Origin of the sequence: uncultured Caulobacter sp., from assembly GCF_947036865.1 — a bacterium.
Lineage (GTDB): Bacteria > Pseudomonadota > Alphaproteobacteria > Caulobacterales > Caulobacteraceae > Caulobacter.
Map to the genome: position 1 here is coordinate 41,385 of NZ_CAMQSF010000010.1, position 18,876 is coordinate 60,260.

An 18,876-nucleotide genomic window follows, 5' to 3' on the forward strand; every position below is an offset into this window, starting at 1 on the left:
GCGAAAGCGGGGGCCTAAGCCGAGCGTCCGAAAGTCCGCTTGGGTCCCCGCTTTCGCGGGGATGGGCGGTGAAGGGAGTGACCTAATGCGCAGCCAGGATTGGGGAGCCAAGGTCGCCGAACACTCCCGGATCTTCCGACCGGAGGGGCCAGGACCGTTTCCGGTCGCGCTGATCCTGCACGGCTGCGGCGGCAAGACGCCGTTCCTGGAGGCCTATGCCCGGGTGGCGGTCGAGGCGGGGTGGGCGGCGGTCGTGGTCGACTCGTTCGCGCCGCGCGGCCTCTCGCCGCTGGACGCCAAGCTGACCGTCTGCACCGGCTTGCGGCTACGCGGAAACCGGCGCGCCGCCGACGTCTTCGCCATGCTGGCCTGGCTGCAAGGCGAGGCCTGGGCCGACGCCAGCCGCGTCTTCCTGGCCGGCTGGAGCCACGGCGGCTGGACGATCATGGACGCCTACGCCCTGGGCGAGCGAGCGGGCGCGATCACCGGTCTCGCCGACGCCGATCCGGCGCGGCTGCGAACCGCGGTCAGGGGCGCTCTGCTCGTCTATCCCTATGCGGGCTATCCGGCCTTGACGACGCGCCACGGCTGGGGCGCGGGCGGGCCGCCGGTCTGGTCGGTATTGGCCGGCAAGGACCAGGTGGTCGGCTGGAAGGCGCCGAAGTTGGCCCTGGATCGCTTGGCGCGCGACGGCCTGAAGGTCGATCAGAGGTTCCTGGCCGACGCCACCCACGCCTTCGACGACGACCGCGCCAACGATCCCCGGGCGCGCTACCGACCCGACCTCTTCGAGGACGTGAAGGCCTATTTCCGAGGCGCTCTCGCGCGCTGTTAGGCGACGGCGGGCCTCGGCGCGGCGCGGCGCAGCGGGGTCGGGCCGCGATAGAGCCGCCGCCAGACCCACTCCAGCGGACCCATCTCGAACCGGTCCATCCACCAGCGCGACCACAGGATCTGCAGCACCCAGGTCGCCACGGTGAGGGCCGCCAGCACCGGCCGGTCGACCTTGCCGTGAAGCCCCGGTCCCCGGCCGCCGTAGAAGATCGCGGTCATGATCAGCGACTGGGTCAGGTAATTGGTGAAGGCCATCTGTCCGACCGGCGCCAGGATCCGAGGGACCGCGCTCCAGAAGCCCGTCGAGCGGGCGGCGAACACCATCAGGCTGACATAGGCCAAGGTGGTCAGCGGCGCGGTGGTCCACTGTACGGCGGAGAAGATCATCAGCAACGGCTGCGGCAGGCCCCTCAGGACCATGACGGTAAGCATGGCGGCGATCGCGGCCGACGCCGTCAGGCCGATGGCGGCCAGGGTCACATACGTCGATTTGCGCGCCTCGCCCGTTAGAACGCCGGCTTTGAAGCAGCCGAGGCCGATCATCATCAGGGCCGAGGTCATGATGAAGATGAACGGTTCGCCGACCAGGAATTCCAGGCGATCCTTGGCGTTCTGGGTCAGGGATTGGACGAAGGTCCCGCCGTACTGGACCTCGGCCGCCTTGGCCTTGGCGACCCCCTTGGCGGCCTCCAGCGCCATCTGGCTATGGTCATGCTGCAGGAAAAGCGCGGCCAGGGTCCCGGCCGTCGCGAGCAGCGAGAAGATGATCCAGATCGTGACCCCCGTGCGGATCAGCCGCTTGGACGACCAGGACCGGGTCAGCATCACCGCGAAGCCGGCCAGGGCGTAGCTCAGCAGCACGTCGCCGAACCAGATGGCGAAGCCGTGCAGAACGCCGAACACGACCATCCAGGCCAGGCGCTTGCGCAGGATCGCGCCCTTTTCCCGCTCGGCGCGCTCGCCCCCGACCAGGAAGATCGAGACGCCGAACAACATGGCGAACAGGGTCACGAACTTGCGCTGGAATAGCCACTGCGTCGCGAACCAGACGCCCAGGGTCGCCGGCCCCGTCCCGTGCGGCCAATGCGCCACCGACTCGGACAAAGGCGGCGCCACCGCGAAGTCGGGCATGTTGCACAGAAGAATGCCCAGCACGCCGAGACCCCTCAGCGAGTCGAGCAGAACGATACGGTCCTTGGCCATGTTCGCGTCCCCCTGACGACGAACCCTGCCCTGTTCCGGCTCACCCGGCAACCGGGGCCTGGCGAGGGGCGCCGGCCAACACCAGGCCGCCCGCCGCCACGAACAGCGCCGACACGGCGACGGCGACGCGCTGGTCGCCCAAGAGACGCGTTCCAAGGGCGACGACCAGCGGCGCCAGGAAGGCAGTCGCCTTGCCCGACAAGGCGTAGAGTCCGAACCACCGCCCGGTCTCGCCCGCCGGCGCCAGCTCGGCCATCCAGGCGCGCAGCGACGCCTGGGCGGGGCCGAAGGTCAGGCCGACGAACAGACTGAAGAACAGGAACATCCGCTCAGGCGCGCTGGCGAACAGCGGGCCGCCCGGCTGGGCCGGGGCCACGGGGATCAGGAAGAACAGCGCGTCCTTGCCGACCATGCCGACCCCGGCCGCGCCGAACAGCACCACGCCGGTGGCGATCAGCATGGTGCGCTTCGAGCCGATCCGCTGGTCGACGCGGCCGCCGATGAAGGTGCCGATCCCCGCCGTCACCGACAGGGCGATGGCGTAGAGTCCGAGCTGCGTCGTCGTCCAGCCGAACAGCCCCGCCGCCAGCACGCCACCGAACGCGATGAAGCTGGAGACGCCGTCGCCGAGCAGCATGCGGCCGAGCAGGAAGCGGGCCATGTAGGGGCGACTCGGCAGGCTTCGCAGCGTCTCCCAGAGCCGCGCCAGAGGCCGACTCCCGGCGACGGCCGGGGGACGGGGCGCCAGCAGCATCAACGGCCAGGCGAAGATCAGGAACCACAGCGCCACCATGGGTCCGACGATCCGGTCGGGCTCGTGCAGGGCCTTGGACAGGCCCAACATCGGAACCTTGGGGAGCGAGAAGCAGAAAAGCACGATGAACAGCGAGATCAGCGACCCGACATAGGCCATGGCCCAGGCGGTGCCCGACAGGCGTCCCACCTGTCCGGGCTTGGCGACGAGCGGCAGCAGGGCGTTCATCACCGTCCCGCCGAGCTCGGTCGTCACTCCGGCCACGACCAGGCAGCCCAGGATCGGGATCACGCGCTCGGTCCGGCCCGGCGCGGCCCACCAGAGGCCGAGGCTGGCGACGAGGAACGGGACGGCCAGCGCCACCATCCAGGCGCGCGGATCGCGCCGGGAGTCGACGCTGGCGCCGACGATCGGACTCAGGACGGCGATGGCCAGGCCCGAAACCGCGCCGGCATAGCCCAGCAGGCTCTGCCCGCGCGCGGCGTCGCCGACGAAGCCGGTGGCGAAATAGGGTGTGAAGATAAAGGTGGCGATCAGCGCCCAATAGGGCTGCTGCGCCCATTCATAGAGCGCCCAGGCCACGCGCCGACGATCATCTCTGTCCATGGCCTAGCGTTCCCTCTCCGCCTCCACTCCGTAAGGGAGCGGAGGCGGCAGGGCCAGAGCCTAAGCGGCCGACAGCTCGCGCAGAGCCGCATTGGCGATGGTCAGCTTGGCGAAGGTCCATCCGCCGCCGGCCTGCTCGATCTCGTCGATCGTGCGCTTGACCGCCTGGGAGCGATCGCCGCGCAGGGCGGCCCAGGACGCGATCGCGGCCTTGGCCGAGCCCTCGTCCTCGCCGGCCTGGGCGTTGGCGGCGAACTTCAGCACCGCCTCGGTGATCGCGGTCTGCTCGGTCAGCATGTCCTCGATCAGGCGGCGCACCGCCAGGCGCTCGAAGGCGTCGCCGCCGACGAAGGAACCCGCCGCGCCGCGCAGCCGGTCGAAGCCGAAGGCCGCGCCGACCTGGTGGTAGAGACGGGCGACCGTGTCGACGCTCCAGCTGGAGGCGCTGGCCAGGTCGACGAGGTCGGCGGCCGTGGTCAGCGGCTGCAAGGCGGCCACGGCGCGGGCCAGGGCCTCGGGCGCGCCGTCGGCGACATAGGCCTTCACCCGCTTGGCGACCGCCTTCTGCTCGAACGGCGACAGGATGGCCGGGGCCAGGCCCTTCAGCGTCTCGACCGAGGGGCCGTAGGCGTCGACCAGCTGCTGGACGGTGGCCTTGTCGCGCGCCGCGCGGCGGGCCAGCCAGAAGCTCAGGCTGCGCAGGGCGTAGGCCAGCGCCTTGTAGAGCGCGGTCTGCCCCTCGGCGGAGGCCTTGTTGTCGAGCGCGTTCACCTGGCCCCAGAGCGCGTCGATCCCGAGAATCCGCCGGGCGGCCGTGAAGCCCACCACCACGGCGCCGATGTCGGAGCCGGCGGCGGCCTTCAGGCGGCTGGCGAAGGTCGGGCCGCACATATTGACCATCTGGTTGCCGACCACCGTGGCGATGATCTCGCGCTTCAGGCGGTGCTTCTGCATGGCGTCGGCGTACCGGCCGAGCGCCTTGGGGAAGTAGCCTTCCAGCGTGGCCTCGAACCAGGGATCGTCCGGCGCCTGGCTGGCGACGATCTCGTCGAACAGATCCAGCTTGCCATAGGCCAGCAGCACCGCCAGCTCCGGCCGCGTGAGGCCCTTGCCGCCGGCCTTGCGCTCCAGGAGGGCGGTGTTGGTCGGCAGGCCCTCGACCTTGCGGTCCAGCCGGCCGCGCGTCTCGAGATCGACCATGTAGCGGATCTGGGCGTCGACCTCGCTGACCGCGTCGCTCTCCAGCAGGGTCAGGGCCAGGGTCTGGTCGTAATTGTGCTCCAGCACGTGGTGGCCGACATCGTCGGTCATCGAGGCCAGCAACGTGTTGCGGCTTTCGCGGGTCAGGTCGCCCGAGCGTTCCAGGATCCCGGTCAGGATCTTGATGTTGACCTCGTGGTCGGAGCTGTCGACGCCGGCCGAGTTGTCGATGGCGTCGGTGTTGATATGGCCGCCAGCCTGCGCGAACTCGATCCGGCCGGCCTGGGTCAGGCCCAGGTTCGCGCCTTCGCCGACGACTTTGACCCGCAGGTCGGAGCCGTTGATGCGGATGGCGTCATTGGCCTTGTCGCCGGCGTCGGCGTTGGTCTCGCCCCTGGCCTTCACATAGGTGCCGATGCCGCCGAGATAGAGCAGCTCGGCCCTGGACTTCAGGATCGCGGTCATCAGCTCGGCCGGCGACACGGCCTCGGCCTTGATCTCGAAGAGATCGCGAACCTCCTTGGACAGCGGGATGCTCTTGAGGCTGCGCGCGAAGACGCCGCCGCCCGGCGAGATCTTGGACTTGTCGTAGTCGTCCCACGACGAGCGCGGCAGCTTGAACATCCGGCTGCGCTCTTCCCACGAGACGGCGGGATCGGGGTTCGGGTCAAGGAAGATGTGCCGGTGGTCGAAGGCCGCCAGCAGCTTGGTCTGCTTGGACAGCAGCATGCCGTTGCCGAACACGTCGCCCGACATGTCGCCGACCCCCACCACCGTGAACGGCTCGGTCTGGATGTCCTTGCCCAGTTCGCGGAAGTGGCGCTTGACCGCTTCCCAGGCGCCGCGCGCGGTGATGCCCATCACCTTGTGGTCGTAGCCCACCGAGCCGCCCGAGGCGAAGGCGTCGCCCAGCCAGAAGCCGTAGGCCTCGGCCACGCCGTTGGCGATGTCCGAGAAGGTCGCGGTGCCCTTGTCGGCGGCGACGACCAGATACGGATCGTGCCCGTCATGGACCACCACCGACGGCGGCGCCACGACCTGGTTGTCGGCGTCGATATTGTCGGTCAGGTCCAGAAGCCCCGACAGGAAGGTCTTGTAGGCGCGGATCGCCTCGGCCTGGATCGCGTCGCGATCGCCGCCGCGCGGCAATTGCTTGGGATAGAAGCCGCCCTTCGATCCGACCGGCACGATCACCGCGTTCTTGACCTGCTGAGCCTTCACCAGGCCCAGCACCTCGGTGCGGAAGTCGTCGCGGCGATCCGACCAGCGCAGCCCGCCGCGCGCGACGGGACCAAAGCGCAGGTGCACGCCCTCGACATGCGGCGCCGAGACGTAGATCTCGCGGAACGGCTTGGGCGCGGGCAGGTCCTCGAGTTCCCGGGAGGCGATCTTGAAGCTGATATAGGGCTTGGGGCCGCCGTCGGCGGCGGGCTGGTAGAAGTTGGTGCGCTGGATGGCGCCGACCAGGGCCGCCAGGCGACGCAGGACACGGTCGGAGTCCAGGCTCTCGACGGCCTGGAGGGCCTCGCTGATCTTGCCCTGGACGGCCTTGGCCTGCTCCTGGCGGGTGGCCAGGTCGGCGCGGATGGCCGGGTCGAACTTGGTCTGGAAGAGATCCAGGATCAGGCGGGCGACGGCCGGGTGGTCGGACAGCGCCTGTTCCTGCACGCCTTGGCTGGGATCCAGGCCCGACTGCTGGCGATAGCGGGCCAGGGCGCGGATCAGCGCGGCCTCGCGCCAGCCGACGCCCAGCTCCAGCACCAGGCGGTTGAAGCCGTCGCTCTCGGCGCGCCCCGTCCAGATCGCCACGAAGGCGGCCTCGAAGGCCTCCTGGATGTCGGCGAACACCAGGTGCTCGCCGGCCTCGTCGCGCAGCACGAACTCGTGAACCCAGACCGGCTGGCCGTCGGGCGAGACCTTGAAGCCCTCCTCGATCAGGGCCTTCAGACCCATGTGCTCGAGGATCGGCAGGACGTCGGCCAGCGGCGCGGCGGCGCCGGGACGATAGAGCTTGAAGCGGAACGTCACCGCGTCGTCGTCCGGGCGCCGGAAGGCGCGCACGCGCACGGCCTCGTCGGCCTTCAGGTCGTCGATCACCGCGATGTCGGCCAGCGCCTCGGCGGCGTCGTACTGGTCCCGATAGCCCGGCGGGAAGGCGCCGGCGTAGCGCGCCAGCAGCTGGGCCACGCGCCCGGGCCGGCCCTCGCGGATCTCGGCCTCGAACCGGTCGTCCCAGGTGCGGGCCGTCTCGGCGATGGCGGCCTCGACCGCGGCCATGTCCGGTTCGGCGTGATCGCCCGGCGTGACGCCCAGGATGTAGTGCACGCGGGCCAGCGGCGCGTCGGAGAAGCTAGGATAATAGGCCGAGACGCGACCATTGAAGGCCTGGGACAGGATCTTGCCGGCGCGCTCGCGGACGCCCGAGTCGTAGCGGTCGCGCGGCACGAACATCAGCACCGAGATGAACCGGTCGAACGGGTCGCGGCGGGCGAACAGCTTGACGCGCGGGCGGTCATAGAGGTGCAGAACCCCCAGCGCCATGGCCAGCAGCTGATCCTCGTCGGTCTGGAACAGCTCGTCGCGCGGCCAGGTCTCGAGGATGTTGCGCAGGCGCTTGCCGTTGTGGCTGTCGGGGTCCTTGCCGGCCCGCGCCAGCACGTGGCCGACCTTGCGGCGGATCAGCGGCACCGCGTGGGCCGGGGTCTCGTAGGCCTCGGCGGTGAACAGGCCCACGAAGCGGACCTCCCCCGCCGGCTTGCCGTCGGCGCCGTAACGACGCACGCCGACATAATCCATGTAACCCCGGCGATGGACGCGCGAGCGCAGGTTCGACTTGGCCACCACGATCGGATCGCCGATGTCGATATGGGTGCGGATCTGGGCCGACAGGATGGCCGGCTCGCTGCCCCGGCGCAGGACCGTGCGAGCCTGATCGCGCAGCACGCCAAGACTGCCTTCGGGCTGGTACAGCGGCTCCTCGGCGGCGTAGCCGCCATCGGGCGTGCGCGGATATTCGTAGACGCGCGCGCCCAGGAACACGAAGTGGTCGCCCTCCAGCCAGTCGAGGAAGGCCAGATCCTCGGTCTGTTCGCCGGCCGAGACCGGCGTCCGCGCGTCCTTCAGCTCGTCGATCGTCCGGCGCATCAGCGCGCGCATGGCCTCGAAGTCCCGCACCGCCAGGCCGACGTCGGCCAGCGTCTCGCGGACGCTCTCGACGAGCGCCGCCTCGCGGTCCTCGCCCACGGGCGCGAGCCAGATCTGGATCATCGAGCGGCGCGTGCCGCCGCAGTCGGAGACGGGGTGGAACATGGCCCGCACCGAGAAGCCGGCCTCGGTGACCTCGCCCATGATGCTGTCGACCAGGAAGGGGCGATCGGGCTGGACGATCTCGAGCAGATCCGAAGGCGTCTCGCCGCCCTCGGCGCGACGGAGGCGGATGGCGGGCTCGGACAGATCCTCGGTCGCCTCGCCGAAGCGCCAGAAGTCGGCCAGGGCGCGCGCCACGTCGGCGACGTCGAGGCCGGGAAGCTCCTCCGAGGACCAGTCGTCCTGGGCCTGGGCGGCGAAGCCCCGCGCGGCGGGCGACAGGGCCTGGGCCGAGGTTCCGAGAGCCTGGGCGAAGGCCTCCACCAGGGGTCCGATCGGGGCGTCAGCGGACTTGAGGTCGTTTTTTTCGCCGATCATCGGAGTTCCTCGCGAATTTTTGGCGGCAACCTAGCCCTTTTGGGCGTTCCTTCAACCGCTACGTGGAAAATCTGAAGAAATTCGTGCTGCGCCGAAATGCGGAAGCGCCGCCGGCTGGGGGAGGCCGGCGGCGCGGGCCCGCGCGGGGGGATGCGGGCGTCTTCCGCTTCGATGGCGGCGGTCTCGCCAGCCGCGATCGGCGGGGCGTCCGGGTGGGGGAAGCCGGACAAGGCATAGATGGGATGCCGCCCCCGCTGTTGAAGGGCCGGCGTCATTTCTTTCGCGCGGCCGCGCGCCTGCCCGCCGCCTTGGTCGTCCCCGTAGGCTCCGAGGCCAGGCGCTCGCCCTGAGGATCTCCGTCCTCGGACAGCAGGATGGCGATCCAGCGGGAGCCTTCGAACTGCGCCAGGATCACCATCGCGGCGACCGTTAGAGGCGTCGACAGGAACATGCCCGGCACGCCCCAAAGCGCGCCCCATACCGCCAGGGACAGCAGCACCACCGTCGGATCCATGTTCAGGCTGTCGCCCTGCATGCGCGGATAGATCAGATTGCCGACCACGAAGAAGATCGCCTGCAGGGCCGCGAACAGGATGACCGCCGGCCAGATCGAGTCGGGAAATTGCACGAGCGCGAACAGGGGCGGCAGGAAGCCGCCGATCGCGCCGCCCAGGATCGGGATATAGGCCGCCAGGAAGATCAGGAACGCCCAGAAGAAGGCGTTGTCGAGCCGCACCAGCATCATCACCACGAAGGCGGCGACGGCGATCATCAGCCCGGTGACCGTCTGGATCCACAGATACTGCTCCACGCCGTCGCGGATGCGCCCGAACAGCTTCATGTTCCGCTCGCGCTCGGCATGGTGCGGGAACAAGGCGACGATCTTGCGGGCGAAGCCCTTCCGCGAGGCGATGATGAAGCCGAGATAGATCAGCACCAGCACCGCGCTGGTGCCGAAGTTCTTGAACGATTGCGCCACGTCGCCGATGTAACTCTGAAGATTCAGATGCTTGAAGATCTCCTGGACGGACGGCGCGATCTTCAGCCCCGGGAAGAACCGCGACACGGTCGGCGCGAACTTGGCCAGGATGGCGTTCAGGCTGGCCAGGTATTCCGACGAGCGGTCGACGAACATCCGGCCGTTGTCGACCACGATCCAGATCGCGCCGCCGAACAGCACCAGCGACAGCACCATCGCCGTCGGTATGGCGAGCTTCGCGGGGAAGCCCTTGACGTTCGCGGTCAAGACCCGGGCGAAGCTGTCGATCATCACCGCCAGGAACACCGCCAGGGCCAGGGGCGTCAGGATGTCCTGCATCCACTTGAGCATCGCGCCGCCGGCGATCACCGCCAGGAACACCACCGCGTTTCGCGTCGTGACGGGCGGCGCCGCGCGGGGCGGAAGATCGGACGGCATGGGTAAAATCTCTCCGGAGGCGACCGGGACATTGCCCGCCCCGATTGGCGACGCGCAAGGCCCCGGTTAGGGTCGCCCGATTTTCTCACGGAGTAGAGCCGCATGTCGCTGTCGATTGGCGAAGACGAAATCCTGGTCGGCCTGGGCGAGGGGCCCGTGACGCAAAGGCTCGATCGCTCCAATCGCCACGGCGTGGTCGCGGGCGCGACCGGCACCGGCAAGACGGTCACCCTGCAGGTCCTGGCCCAGGCCTTCTCCGACGCCGGCGTGCCGGTCTTCGCCGCCGACGTGAAGGGCGACCTGTCGGGCGTGGCCATGCCCGGCGCGCCGAACGACAAGATGCGTGCTCGCGCCGACCAGATGGGCCTCGTTCTGACGCCGAGCGCCCCGCCGGTGATCTTCTGGGACCTGTTCGGTCAGAAGGGTCATCCGATCCGCACGACCATTTCGGAAATGGGACCCTTGCTGCTGTCGCGGCTGCTGGAGCTGAACGACGTGCAGGAAGGGGTGCTGACCATCGTCTTCCACGTCGCCGACCAGGAGGGCCTGCTGCTGCTGGACCTGAAGGACCTGCAGGCGGCGCTGAAATATGTCGCCGATCACGCCGACGAGATCGGAACCCAGTACGGCAACGTCTCGGCCGCGACCGTCGGCGCGATCCAGCGCAAGCTGCTGACGCTCCAGACCCAGGGCGCCGAGCATTTCTTCGGCGAGCCGGCGCTGGACCTCTCCGACCTGATGCGGACCGACGCGGCCGGGCGCGGCTATGTCAACCTGCTGGCCGCCGACCAGCTGATCCAATCGCCCAAGCTCTATTCGACCTTCCTGCTGTGGCTGATGTCGGAGCTGTTCGAGGCGCTGCCCGAGGTCGGCGATCCGGAAAAGCCCAAGCTCGTCTTCTTCTTCGACGAGGCCCACCTGCTGTTCAACGACGCGCCCAAGCCCTTGCTGGAGAAGATCGAGCAGGTCGTGCGCCTGATCCGCTCCAAGGGCGCCGGCGTCTATTTCGTCACCCAGAACCCGGCCGACATTCCGGACGCCGTGCTCGGCCAGCTGGGCGCGCGGGTGCAGCACGCGCTGCGCGCCTACACCCCCGCCGATCAGAAGGGCCTGAAGGCGGCCGCCCAATCCTTCCGGATCAATCCGAACTTCGACACCGCCGAGACGATCCAGGCCCTGGGCGTGGGCGAGGCGCTGGTCTCGACGCTGGACGAGAAGGGCGCGCCGCGCGTGGTGCAGAAGACCCTGATCCGGCCGCCGGCGTCGCGGCTGGGACCGGTCACGCCGCAGGAGCGCGCGGCGCTCCAGGCCCAGAGCCCGGTCGCGGGGGTCTACGACACGGCCCGGGACCGCGACTCCGCCTACGAGGTCCTGCAGGCGCGCGCCCGTCAGGCCCAGGCGGACGCCGCCGACGCGCGGGCCGAGGCCGACAGGCGCGAGCCGCGCCCTCGGGCGTCGGGCCGCCAAACCATGGTCGAGGCCTTCGCCGTCACCCTGGTGCGCACGGTGGCGTCTCAGGCGGGGCGCGAGCTGATGCGCGGGCTGCTGGGCGGCCTGGCCGGCGGGTCGACTAGTCGCCGACGTCGCTACTGACATCCCGCTCGGGGGCCACGCGACCGTGCAGCAGGGTCGCGGCGATGTCGGCCAGCTGATCGATCTGGAACGGCTTGCGCAGCACCGGCCACGGCAGATCCGCCGGCGCGGCGTCCAGGCGATCGCCGGCGTAGCCGGTGGTCAGGAGCACCGCCATGTCGGGCCGCTCCGCCGAGACCACGCGCGCCAAGTCCACGCCGCTGACGCCGCCCGGCATGACGACGTCAGACATCAGGAGGTCGAACGCGACGCCCTCGCGGAGCGCCTCCAGGGCCGAGGGGCCGTTCTCGGCGGTGGTCACCTGGCAGCCCAGGTCGCGTAGCAGGCCCCCGGCGATCTCGCGGACGGCGGCGTCATCCTCGACCAGCAGCACGCGCACGCCCTTCAGCCGATCGCGCGAGGCGACCGTCCGCGCGGCCGCGGGCGTCGGCGCCTCGTCCGTGGCCGGCAGATAGAGGGCGACCGTCGTCCCGCGGCCCTCGACGCTGTCGATAACCACGCCGCCGCCGCACTGGCGCAGGAAGCCGTAGACCTGGGCCAAGCCCAGGCCGGTGCCCTTGCCGACCTCCTTGGTGGTGAAGAACGGCTCGAAGACGCGCGCCAGGACCTCGGGCGACATGCCCGCGCCCGTATCCGAGACCGAGACCCGGACATAGTCGCCCGGCGCGGTGTCCGGGACCTCGCCGGCGCGCAGGGCGACGGGCGCGACGGCGATGCGGATCTCGCCCCCGACCGGGGTGGCGTCGGCGGCGTTGACGACCAGGTTGAGCAAGGCCGCCTCGAACTGGGCGGCGTCGACGCGAGAGCCCCGGGCGGCCGGGTCGTGATGAAGCGTCAGGGTGACGGCTTCGCCCACCGCCCGCCGCAGCAGCGGTTCGGCCTGCTCAAGCAAGGCGCCGATATCGACCACTTCCAGCCTCAGCTCCTGGCTGCGCGAGAAGGCCAGGAGCTGGCGGGTCAAGCGCTCGCCGCGCCGGCCGGCCGCCAGCGCCGCCTCGGCCAGGCGCGTGATCCTCGGCGTGTCGCTGGGCCGGCGCAGGATCATGTCGAGGCCGCCCACGATGACCGTCAGCAGATTGTTGAAGTCGTGCGCCACGCCGCCGGTGAGCCGTCCCACGGTCTCCAGGCGCTGCGCCTGGGCCAGGGCCGCCTGAGCGCGCGCGGTTTCGGCCATGCTGGCCTGCAGAGCGGCGGTGCGCTCGGCGACGCGGTCCTCCAGGTCCTTGCGCGCCTCGATCGTCTCGGTGAAGTCGAAGCTGCTGCCGATATAGCCGCGATATGCGCCGGCCTCGTCGAAGCGGGGCGCGCCGACGCTGCTGATCCAGCGCCAGGCGCCGTCGGCGCGGCGCAGACGGAAGGCGACGTTGAACGGCGCGCGGTCCCGCGCGGCGCCGTTGGCCAGATCGAGACCCGCGCGACGGTCGTCGGGATGCACGCCGTCGAGCCAGCCGCCGTTCCGCTCCTGCTCCAGGGTTCGACCGCGAAAGTCGAGCCAGGCCTGGTTGAACCAGTCGACATCGCCGCTCGGCGAACTCGCCCAGATCATCACGGGGGCGGAGTTGGCCACGCCCCGGAACAGCTCCTCGCTGCTTCGCAGGGCGGCGGCGGCGCGACGCTCCTGGGTCACGTCGCGGAACGTGACGGCCAGATCATCGTCAAGCCGCACCCCGCTGGACCGGATCCAGCGTTCCTCGCCGTCGATCACCCGGCGCACGTCGATGTCGTCGGGACCGCCGGTTTCCAGAAGCTGGCGCAGTCGCTCCACCATGTCGCGGCCGGTTTCGTCCTGGAACACCTCGAGCACCCGTCGCCCCAGCAAGGTCGAGACCCCCGCCGGCCGCATGCTCTCGGCCATCGGATTGGCGTAGGTCCAGCGCAGGTCGACCACCCGGCCATGCTCCCGGACCGGCTCCAGGATGACGAAGGCGTCGAGCGACACTTCCTGCGCCGACCGAAAGCGCGCCTCGGCCGCCAGACCCGACCGCACCGCCAGGCGGAGCGCCTCGACCAGAACCACGATCAGCCCGCCGCACAGCAAGAACATGGCCAGCTGGCCCGCCTCCTGAGGCGCCAGGTCCCAGGATCCCGCGGGCGGCAGCCAGAACCGCCAAGCGGTCAGGGCGCAGATGACCAGCGCCACGAGACCGGCGCCGAGACCGCCGACCATGGCCGCGACCATCACGGCGACGAAGAAGGTGGGGAAGTAGACGGGAATGCCGAAAACCATCACGGCCGCGAACCGGGCGGCGACCGCGACGGCGACGGCCAGCAGGGCCAGGCCATAGCGCAGTTCCCGCCGGTCGGCCGCCGTCACGAACCTGATCGCCGTCCGTCTGAGCACGCGCGCGCCTCCCGCATGGACGAGGCGGCGCCGGAGCGCCGCTCGGACTCACGCCTTGAGAGTCATGGATACCCCGTTCGGCTCCGCGCGCAATCGCCGGAGTTGATCAGGCCGAGCGCTTGACCGCGCGACGGGTCTCCGCCGGCTGGCGGGCCGGCGCTCCGGCGGTGGCCATGGTCCACGCCGCCAGGGCGTCCACGGGCGCTGGACGGCCGATGGCGTAACCCTGCAGCTCGGTGCAGTTCTCGCCGCGCAGGAACAGGATCTGCTCCTCGGTCTCGACGCCCTCGGCCACGACGGGAATTTCCAGGCTGCGCCCCAGCCCCAGCACCGCGCGCACGATGACGGTGGCGCGGTCGTGACGGTGGATGTTCTCGACGAAGCTCTTGTCGATCTTGATCTTGTCGAACGGGAACGACTGCAGGGTCGACAGCGACGAGAAGCCGGTGCCGAAGTCGTCCATGGCGATCCGCACGCCCAGGGCCTTCAGGCGCCGCAGATTGTCCAGGGCGCGCTGATAATCCTTGAACAGCGCGCTCTCGGTGATCTCCAGCTCCAGGCGCGACGGCGAAAGACCCGTCGAGATCAGCACCTCGTGCACCAGGCTGGGCAGGGCCGGATTGTGCAGTTGGATCGGCGACAGGTTGACCGCGATGCGCAGCGGCTTCTCCCAAGAGGCGGCGTCCGCGCACGCCCGGCGCAGCACCCATTCGCCCAGGGCCCCGATCAGCCCGTTTTCCTCGGCGACGGGAATGAATTCCAGCGGCGGGATCATGCCGCGGGTCGGGTGTTTCCAGCGCGCCAGCGCCTCGAAGCCGCAGACCTCGCCATCGGTGGCGCGGGCCAGGGGCTGGTAGTGGACGATCAGCTCGCCGTCGGCGATGCCCTGGCGCAGATCCCGCGCCAGATTGCGGCGCTCGCGGATCGAGTCGTCCATCTCGCGCTTGAAGAAACGGTAGACCCCTCGGCCGCTCTCCTTGGCGCGATAGAGCGCCATGTCGGCGTTGGCCATCAGCGCCTCGGCGGTGCGGCCGTCGTCGGGGTAGAGGCTGACGCCGAGGCTGGCGCCGAGCGCGAGCTCCTGGCCGGCATAGGGCGCGGGCGCCGACAGGCGCTCGATCAGGGCGCCGGCCAGTTCGGCCGCCGCCCCCGGCTGGTCGCCGCCGGCGATCTGGACGACGATGAATTCGTCGCCGCCGAGCCGGGCCGCGAAGGACGGCGCCTGCACGGTCAGCTGCAGGCGGCGGGCCGCCTCGACCAGGATCGCGTCGCCGGCCACGTGACCGTGCTGATCGTTGGCCTCCTTGAAGTGGTCGAGATCGACGCAGATGACCGAGAGGCTCTCGCCCGACGCCTCGACCCGCTCGATGGCCGCCGCCAGCCGCGTCTGCAGCGAATTGCGGTTGGGCAATCCCGTCAGGCCGTCGTGCTCGGCGAGATAGCGGATCTTCTCCTCGGCGGCGCGGCGCTCGCGCAGATCGCGGACGGCCAGGACGGTGAGGCCCGAGGTCTCGACGCGCGCCCCGTCGTCCATCAGGCGCGAAAACACCTCGACGGGGATCTCTCGTCCTCCGGCGATCGGCCGAAGCTTGCCTTCGCGGCGCACGCCCTCGCGGTTCGGCCCCGACTCGTCGAAGGTCAGGATGGCGCCCAGAAGCGGGCGACCGACCAGTTCCGAAAGCTCCGCGCCGACCAGATCGCAGAACGCCGCGTTGGCGTCGTTGATCCGGCCCGACTGGACCACGACGAGGCCCTCGTAGGCGGCGTTGGCGAGGCGGCGAATGCGCTCGAGCGCCGAGCGCGAGGTCTGGGACTCGATGGCGACGGCGCCGAGGCCGCCGAGGATGATCATGCTGGTGATCGAGCCGACCGCCAGGGTCAGCATCCCGCCCGATAGCAGCTGGTCGGGCACGGCGACCGAGGCGTCGGGAACGATGGTGATGGCCGACATGCCGGTGAAGTGCAGCGCCACGATGCCCAGGCACAGAAGGCCGCCGCCGATCGCCTGGCCCCGGGCGCTACGCGCCTGGCCGGCCAGGACCAGGGCGGCGGTGGCGCCGGAGACCCCCAGGATCGCCGACAGGCCCACCGTCGCGTGCTCCCAGACCAGATGGCCTTGGGTCACGAAGGCCGACATGCCCATGTAGTGCATGGCCGCGACCCCGAGGCCCAAGAGCACGCCGCCGGCGAAGTCGTTGGTCGTCGACCGCTGCGCCGAGGCCACGGCGAAGCCGCCCCCCATGAAGAGCACCGCGATCATCAGGGACAGCAAGGTGCCTGTCGGGCTGTAGCCGGTCTTCAGCCCCGGCGTGAACGCGACCATGGCGATGAAGTGCGTGGCCCAGACGCTGGAGCCCGCGACCAGACCGGTCAGCAGCAGCCAGGCCGCGCGGACGACGCCTCGCGCGCCGCGCATCCGGGAATAGAGCCGAAACGTGGTGAAGCAACCGGCGAGGCAGACGAGCCCGGCGATCAGCACCAGCCTCAGATCGTGCTGCGTGGTCAGGCAGGTAAGAAACTTAAGCACGCACCGCCCCCAAGGGTCACATCCCGACAGGGTTAAGGCGTGAGTTGCAAATAAACCGTTTCACGCGCCTGGAGGGGACAACCCGTCGCGGATCGGCGCGGGCCAGAGGTAGAATCTACCCCATGGCCGTCCTTAACGCCCGACCGCGGCCTGCGCCTGATGCCAGCGCAGGGCGCTGGCGAGAATGGCGTCGAGATCGCGCGAGGGCCGCCAGTCCAGTTCGGCCCGCGCCTTGGCGTTGTCGCCCACCAGCACCGGGGCGTCGCCGGGCCGGCGCGGGGCCATCTGGACCGGCAACGGCTTGCCCGCCGCGCGGCCCACGCCGTCGACCAGCTCGCGCACCGTCGTGCCAGCTCCGGTGCCGAGATTGTACGACTCCGACGATCCGCCCGCGAGAAGCCGGCGCAGCGCCGCGACGTGGGCCTCGGCCAGGTCCAGCACGTGGACATAGTCGCGCACCGCCGTGCCGTCGCGGGTGTCGTAGTCGTCGCCGAAGATCGTGAAGGTCGACCTTTGACCCAGGGCCACCTGTATGGCGAGGGGAATCGCGTGGGTCTCGGGCTCGTGCCATTCGCCGATCCGGCCGGCGGGGTCGGCCCCGGCGGCGTTGAAATAGCGCATCACCGCGCTTCGGAAGCCGACATAGCGGTCATAGTCGGCGAGGGCCTGCTCGACCATCAGCTTGCTGCGCCCGTAGGGATTCAGCGGCGCCTGAGGGTGGCTCTCGTTCATCGGCAAGGTCACGGGATCGCCGAAGGTGGCGCAGGTCGACGAAAACACCAGGGCGTTCACGCCCGCGCGGCGGGCCGCCTCGACCAAGGTGATCGTCCCGCCGACATTATTGTCGAAGAAGGCGCCGGGATTCTTTACCGACTCCCCCACCTCGATCCGGGCCGCGAAATGCAGTACCGCCGCGGGCCTGTGTTCCGCGAACACCGCGTCCAGACGCGCGGCGTCACGGATGTCGCCGACTTCCAGCGGTCCCCATTGGACGTGCTCGCGATGGCCGTTCGAGAGATCGTCGAACACCACGGGGCGGAAGCCCGCCTCGGCCAGGGCCAGGCACGTATGGGAGCCGACATAGCCGGCGCCGCCGGCCACCAGAACGGTCTGCATGAATTTTCCCGCGAAAGAACACCCCTGGCTAGCGAGTTTGCGCGGCGGGCGAAAGACAAAGCCGACGGACGCGACACTTTCCCGGCCTTGATCAGCCCGTGTCATCATGATGTCACGGGCCCGCGTGCTTTAGAGCCTGTCGGTTTCAAAGATTTAGAGCGTGCTAGCCGCCGAAACGGCTCACACTTTCGGCTATCACGCTCTAGCGCTTCGGCTTGCCTCGGCGAGCCGATTGCTGGAATAGGCAGAGGCGCCGCGGTGGGCGGCGCGAACTCGGATCAGGATGCTTCGATGCGCGTGGCGATGATTGGCACTGGCTATGTGGGTCTGGTGTCCGGGGCGTGTTTCGCCGACTTCGGTCACGTGGTGACCTGCATCGACAAGGACGCCAGCAAGATCGAGCGGCTCGAGCGCGGCGAGATCCCGATCTTCGAGCCGGGCCTGGAGGATCTGGTCGCCCGCAACGTCCGCGAAGGGCGGCTGTCCTTCACCCTCGACGGCGCCCAGGCGATCAAGGACGCCGACGCGGTGTTCATCGCGGTCGGCACCCCCACGCGGCGCGGCGACGGCCACGCGGACCTCTCCTATGTCTACGCCGCGGCCGAGGAGATCGCCGGCCTGATCGAGGGCTTCACCGTCGTGGTCACCAAGTCGACCGTGCCGGTCGGCACCGGCGACGAGGTCGAGGCGATCATCCGCAAGGCGCGCCCGGACGCCCAGTTCGCCGTGGTCTCCAATCCCGAGTTCCTGCGCGAGGGCGCGGCGATCGAGGACTTCAAGCGCCCCGACCGGGTGGTGGTCGGCGCCGAGGACGAGCGGGCCCAGGCGGTGATGCGCGAACTCTATCGGCCGCTGTTCCTGAACGAGACCCCGATCATCTTCACCGGCCGCCGCACCAGCGAGCTGATCAAGTACGCCGCCAACGCGTTCCTGGCGGTCAAGATCACCTTCATCAACGAGATGGCCGACCTCTGCGAACAGGTCGGCGCCGACGTGCAGCAGGTGGCCAAGGGCATCGGCCTGGACAAGCGGATTGGCGCGAAGTTCCTGAACGCCGGTCCCGGCTATGGCGGCAGCTGCTTCCCCAAGGACACCCTGGCCCTGGTCAAGACCGCCCAGACCTACAACGCGCCGACCCGGATCGTCGAAACCACCATCGAGATCAACGACGCGCGCAAGCGGGCCATGGCCGCCAAGGTCGCCAAGGCCATGCAGCTGGAAGACCTGACCGGCAAGACGATCGGCGTGCTGGGCCTGACCTTCAAGCCCAACACCGACGACATGCGCGACGCGCCCAGCCTGGACATCATCCCCGCCCTGCAGGCCCTGGGCGCCAAGATCCAGGCCTTCGATCCGGAAGGCCGCCACGAGGCCGAGAAGCTGCTGAAGGACGTCACCTTCAAGACCGGCGCCTACGACGCGGCCGAGGGCGCCGACGCCCTGGTGATCATCACCGAGTGGGACCAATTCCGCGCCTTGGATCTGGATCGCCTGAAGCTGTTGATGCGCGCGCCGCTCGTCGTCGACCTGCGCAACATCTACAAGCCCGGCGAGATGGAACGTCACGGCATCACCTACGCCAGCATCGGGCGGCCTTAAGC

General features: G+C 69.8%; 10 protein-coding genes. 3 read left to right on the forward strand and 7 right to left on the reverse strand.

Going from position 1 to position 18,876, the window contains the following annotated elements:
- The first annotated feature begins 85 nt into the window (after positions 1–85).
- On the forward strand, positions 86–835 hold the full coding sequence (locus Q0V34_RS08420; RefSeq protein WP_297510540.1) for a prolyl oligopeptidase family serine peptidase: 750 nt from the start codon (positions 86–88) through the stop codon (positions 833–835).
- Here the strand turns inward: Q0V34_RS08420 and Q0V34_RS08425 are convergent.
- The 4 genes from Q0V34_RS08425 to Q0V34_RS08440 all read right to left on the reverse strand — a co-directional run bounded on the left by Q0V34_RS08425 (position 832) and on the right by Q0V34_RS08440 (position 9,698).
- Positions 832–2,037: a DUF418 domain-containing protein gene (locus Q0V34_RS08425; protein ID WP_297510543.1), complete on the reverse strand. Its 1,206-nt coding sequence runs from the start codon at positions 2,035–2,037 to the stop codon at positions 832–834. The two genes, Q0V34_RS08420 and Q0V34_RS08425, sit on opposite strands and share 4 nt — an antisense overlap.
- 40 nt (positions 2,038–2,077) lie before the next feature.
- Positions 2,078–3,397 carry an MFS transporter gene (locus Q0V34_RS08430; RefSeq protein ID WP_297510546.1) on the reverse strand — a complete coding sequence of 440 codons (1,320 nt, stop codon included), beginning with the start codon at positions 3,395–3,397 and terminating at the stop codon, positions 2,078–2,080.
- Positions 3,398–3,457: 60 nt separating this feature from the next.
- Entirely contained in the window at positions 3,458–8,281 is a 4,824-nt protein-coding gene (locus Q0V34_RS08435) for an NAD-glutamate dehydrogenase (RefSeq protein WP_297510549.1), read from the reverse strand.
- A gap of 271 nt (positions 8,282–8,552) precedes the next feature.
- On the reverse strand, positions 8,553–9,698 hold the full coding sequence (locus Q0V34_RS08440; RefSeq protein ID WP_297510552.1) for an AI-2E family transporter: 1,146 nt from the start codon (positions 9,696–9,698) through the stop codon (positions 8,553–8,555).
- 102 nt (positions 9,699–9,800) lie between these two features.
- On the opposite strand from Q0V34_RS08440, the gene Q0V34_RS08445 reads away from it, so the two are divergent.
- Positions 9,801–11,291 carry a helicase HerA-like domain-containing protein gene (locus tag Q0V34_RS08445; RefSeq protein ID WP_297510555.1) on the forward strand — a complete coding sequence of 497 codons (1,491 nt, stop codon included), beginning with the start codon at positions 9,801–9,803 and terminating at the stop codon, positions 11,289–11,291.
- Here Q0V34_RS08445 and Q0V34_RS08450 read toward each other — a convergent pair.
- The 3 genes from Q0V34_RS08450 to galE all read right to left on the reverse strand — a co-directional run bounded on the left by Q0V34_RS08450 (position 11,269) and on the right by galE (position 17,275).
- The gene (locus Q0V34_RS08450; protein WP_297510558.1) at positions 11,269–13,632 is read right to left on the reverse strand and encodes an ATP-binding protein; all 2,364 of its coding nucleotides are present in this window, start codon (positions 13,630–13,632) and stop codon (positions 11,269–11,271) included. The two genes, Q0V34_RS08445 and Q0V34_RS08450, sit on opposite strands and share 23 nt — an antisense overlap.
- Positions 13,633–13,738: 106 nt before the next feature.
- Positions 13,739–16,189 (reverse strand): EAL domain-containing protein, encoded by a 2,451-nt coding sequence (locus Q0V34_RS08455; RefSeq protein WP_297510671.1) that lies wholly within the window; start codon positions 16,187–16,189, stop codon positions 13,739–13,741.
- A gap of 102 nt (positions 16,190–16,291) precedes the next feature.
- Positions 16,292–17,275 (reverse strand): UDP-glucose 4-epimerase GalE, encoded by a 984-nt coding sequence (gene galE / locus Q0V34_RS08460; RefSeq protein WP_297510561.1) that lies wholly within the window; start codon positions 17,273–17,275, stop codon positions 16,292–16,294.
- A 291-nt stretch (positions 17,276–17,566) separates the two neighbouring features.
- On the opposite strand from galE, the gene Q0V34_RS08465 reads away from it, so the two are divergent.
- Positions 17,567–18,874 carry a UDP-glucose/GDP-mannose dehydrogenase family protein gene (locus Q0V34_RS08465; RefSeq protein ID WP_297510564.1) on the forward strand — a complete coding sequence of 436 codons (1,308 nt, stop codon included), beginning with the start codon at positions 17,567–17,569 and terminating at the stop codon, positions 18,872–18,874.
- Positions 18,875–18,876 lie beyond the last annotated feature (2 nt).